This window comes from uncultured Gemella sp. (assembly GCF_963519265.1).
GTDB lineage: Bacteria > Bacillota > Bacilli > Staphylococcales > Gemellaceae > Gemella.
The window spans coordinates 1-3,613 of the sequence record NZ_CAUQNQ010000114.1 but is presented as its reverse complement, the minus strand read 5'-3'; the positions used below and the strand labels follow the sequence as shown (position 1 = coordinate 3,613).

Here is a 3,613-nt window from a genome sequence, read left to right as displayed (position 1 = left end):
TTGACTTATATCAATGATGGATATATAATTATATCAAAGATAGATATATCGATGATGGATATATGAAAGAGTATCTCTAATTAAGTTAGGAGGAATAAAATGGCAAAGTTAAGCCCTTATGAAACGGGCGAATTAACAGATAGTATATTTTTTACGCTTCTAGTTTTAACAGAACCTATTCATGGATACTTAATAATGCAAAAGGTGGCAGAAATTACTGATAATAATATTATTATTGGATCTGCGACAATGTACACAACTTTAGGTAAAATGGTTTCTGTAGGCTGGATAGAAGATAAAGAAATTGATAATTCGAAAAAAGAATATTATATTACTCCAAAAGGCATGGAAGTTTTGGAGAAAAATTTAAAACTTCGACAGTTTTTACTCGATGTAGCTAAGAAGTTTATAGGTGGTGGAAGTGATGAGTAAATATAAGGTGATACATACGTTCGCTTTAACAAATAAAAGACTCATGAGAAAGTTAGAAAGATATAGTGAAAAGGGCTGGCATTTTAAAAAGTTTCTGGGGTTCTTAATTTTATTAGAAAAAGGAGAAAGAACCGATTATAAATACGAACTGGTATATGATAAAAAGTTCGATGCAGAACGTCAAGATTTTTACAGATTTAACGGTTGGGAAGTAGTTAGAAATGGTATTTTTTGGCAGATACTACGTGGTGAACCTACGGCAACTACATTATATACAGATAATTTGAGTGAAGAATACATGTGGCTATATAGAATAAGATTTAATGCGAAAATCATGTTAGGATGCTTTCTTATAGCTTTGGTAGCGCACATAATAAATGAATTTTTAATGGCATCTGAAGTAATAGATTTTATTTTAGGAATGTTTTTTGGATTTGGTCTAGGACTAGGTGCTGTAAATATAGCGTTCTTTATAAAATATTTATTTTTAAAGAGAAGAAAGGATTGAATTTATGAAGTATAAATATGTTCCGGTATTTATAAGCTATGATAAAGTAGCGGATAAAATGAATCATCTTGCTGCTCAGGGATATGAATATGATAAAGAGGCTATAGTGGCAATTAGAATGAAGAAAGTCTCAGAGACTAGCGATAAGCAATATAAGTTTATCTTTGATAAAAACTTTACACCAGAGATAGAAGAGTATTATAAAGCAAGTGGCTGGAAGCTTTATAAGTTTCAAGTTTATAATTTGTTTAGACTTGCTGAAGGGACTTCGAGTTCTTATCCGATATATACTGATACCGAGACAGAATTAGAAATTATTAAATATAGATTGTTAAGATTTATAGTTTTATTTATTTTAATAAATATAATAGGGGTATTGTATTTCACTAATATTAAATGGGTAATAGTGGAATACCTGACGTGTTAGCCATGTTAATTGGTGGATTAATAGGTGGTATATTTGGTTACTGTATAGGTGGACTTGGAATGTTCATACCAAAATATTTCAAGTTAACAAAAGAAATAAAAAATAATGAAGAATAAAAGGGGATTTAACTTTTAAAAAGTTAGAAAGAGAGGCATGGATTATGATTTTAGAATTTAAAAATGTAGAGAAAAGTTTTGGTAATAAAAAGGTTCTTAAAGGTGTTAGCTTCACAGCGAAAAGTGGAGTAGCTAACGGATACCTTGGACGAAATGGTAGTGGTAAAACTACAAGTTTTAGAATTTTGTTAGATATATTTAAACCTGATAAAGGTGAGATTTTATTAGATGGGAAACCTTTAGATCACAGTAAGGTGAAAATTGGATATTTACCAGAGGAACGCGGAATGTATGACGGTGTAGGTTTAGTAGATCAGCTTACTTACTTCGGAATGTTAAAAGGCATGAAGAAGAAAGCTGCGCAAACAGAAGCGAAAAAATGGTTAGAATACTTTGAATTAGAGGATAGTAAACAAGCATTAAAAACATTATCTAAAGGGAATGCACAAAAAATTCAAATTATTCAAAGTGTTATGAATGATCCAGATATTCTTGTTTTTGATGAACCGTTCAGTGGACTAGACCCGGTGAACGTATCGAAGTTAAAAGAAATTATTACAGACTTTATTAAAAAAGATAAACTTGTTATTTTTTCATCTCACCAAATGCCAGTTGTGGAAACATTCTGTGAGGACATTAATATACTAGAAAAAGGGAAAATTACTCTAAGCGGGAATCTAGATTATATTAAAAAGCAACTTGGACATGGAAAAATGATTTTAAGTGTTAGTGGTTTTGAGAAAGAGGAACTGCTTGCTAATCTTAAAGCTGTGCCACTAGGTATTGAGTATTCATTAGTACCAGAGGGAGTGCTTCTTGATTTTAAAGATGAAGGAGCTAAAAAAGAACTTTTAGCAAGATTAGCTGGAAGTACATTTAATATAGAAGAATTCAAACTTTATAAACCTTCGTTAGAAGATATTTTCAAAGAACAGGTAGGTAAGTAATTATGAAAAATTTTAGTACAGTATTTAATTTTGAATTAAAACAATTTTTTGCCAAAACATCAACAAAGGTTATTATGGCAGTATATTTCATTATCGCTATAGGTATAACATTCATACCATCGATTGCGAACAGTAATCTGTTTAAAGGCGATAGTAACGATAATTTCACGCGTAGTGCATATGTTGTAAAAGATGCAAATATTAAATTAGATGATCTAAAAGAAGCTAAAAAATACGATAGTAAAGAGGCTTTAGAAAAAGATGTTAAAGCTAAAAAATTAGATGAAGGTATCGTTTTAACTAAAGATAGTTATGAGTATTTATCTAGACAATCTATTTTTAGTAAAGGTAACAGTGAATTTAAAGAAGCTTTTGGAAAAAATGTAGAAAAATTAGTCTATAAACAAAATGGTTTAGATTATGATAAAGTAACTAACGTAAAAGCACATCTTCCACAACCGACTCCTGTAAATGTAAGTGGAGATTCTGATGCTCAAACTCAAGTAATAAATGTTGTAGTAGTTTATGCTCTTACATTCATCGTTTATATGACAGTAATTCAATTTGGTAGTGTAGTTGCGACAAATGTTGTTAAAGAAAAAAGTAATAGAGCTATGGAATTATTAGTAGTTACTGTAAATCCTAGAACGTTAATTTTAGGAAAAGTACTAGCTTTATCGGTTGCGGTACTTATTCAAATGGGCTTAATCATAGGTGGTTTATTCGCAGGTCTAAAAATTAATGGTTCTAGATATAGCGATAATATTAAACATATTATAGAAAACGTAGACTTGAAAGTCCTTGGTGTCGGACTAGTGTTTGCCTTAACTGGTTTTGTAATGTTTATGTTTATGTATGCTGCATTCGCTTCACTAGTTAGTAAGATTGAGGATGTCAACGGAGCGATAACTTTACCGATGTTAACATTTATGGGTGCATTCTTCGCAAACTACTACATTATGGGTTCAACAGGAGATACTAAAATTGCAGAGATTTTATCATATGTTCCATTCACATCATACTTTGTAATGTTTACACGTTATGCAATAAGCCATGTTTCTATTCAAGAATTAGGATTATCTTATGGTATATTAGCTGTAACTACATTGCTTGTGTCATTTGCAAGTGTTAGAGTATATAGACTAGCAACATTAAGATATGGTCAAAAATTAAACTTCTTCAA

The 3,613-nt window shown here is 30.6% G+C and carries 6 protein-coding genes; all 6 read left to right on the top strand.

All coding sequences use genetic code 11. The annotated features are described in order from the left end of the window. Positions 1-99 precede the first annotated feature (99 nt). Positions 100-432 (top strand): PadR family transcriptional regulator, encoded by a 333-nt coding sequence (locus RWN11_RS07630; protein ID WP_314161133.1) that lies wholly within the window; start codon positions 100-102, stop codon positions 430-432. Beyond that, positions 425-940, top strand: coding sequence for a DUF2812 domain-containing protein (locus tag RWN11_RS07625; RefSeq protein WP_314161132.1), 516 nt, complete (start codon positions 425-427; stop codon positions 938-940). Before RWN11_RS07630 ends, RWN11_RS07625 begins: the two co-directional genes overlap by 8 nt. A 4-nt stretch (positions 941-944) precedes the next feature. After that, positions 945-1,367, top strand: a complete 423-nt coding sequence (locus RWN11_RS07620; protein WP_314161131.1) for a hypothetical protein — start codon at positions 945-947, stop codon at positions 1,365-1,367. After that, positions 1,361-1,483, top strand: coding sequence for a hypothetical protein (locus RWN11_RS07615; RefSeq protein WP_314161129.1), 123 nt, complete (start codon positions 1,361-1,363; stop codon positions 1,481-1,483). Before RWN11_RS07620 ends, RWN11_RS07615 begins: the two co-directional genes overlap by 7 nt. Positions 1,484-1,527: 44 nt before the next feature. After that, complete coding sequence (locus RWN11_RS07610) at positions 1,528-2,430, top strand: ATP-binding cassette domain-containing protein (RefSeq protein ID WP_314161127.1); 903 nt, start codon at positions 1,528-1,530, stop codon at positions 2,428-2,430. A 2-nt stretch (positions 2,431-2,432) separates the two neighbouring features. Further along, on the top strand, positions 2,433-3,613 hold a 1,181-nt coding region (locus RWN11_RS07605; protein WP_314161126.1), incomplete at its 3' end, for an ABC transporter permease.

What these genes read in the sequence shown, in the direction of transcription:
- RWN11_RS07610 (WP_314161127.1), top strand. Translation starts at nt 1,528, where the DNA reads ATGATTTTAGAATTTAAAAATGTAGAGAAAAGTTTTGGTAATAAAAAG.
- RWN11_RS07630 (WP_314161133.1), top strand. Translation starts at nt 100, where the DNA reads ATGGCAAAGTTAAGCCCTTATGAAACGGGCGAATTAACAGATAGTATA.
- RWN11_RS07620 (WP_314161131.1), top strand. Translation starts at nt 945, where the DNA reads ATGAAGTATAAATATGTTCCGGTATTTATAAGCTATGATAAAGTAGCG.
- RWN11_RS07625 (WP_314161132.1), top strand. Translation starts at nt 425, where the DNA reads ATGAGTAAATATAAGGTGATACATACGTTCGCTTTAACAAATAAAAGA.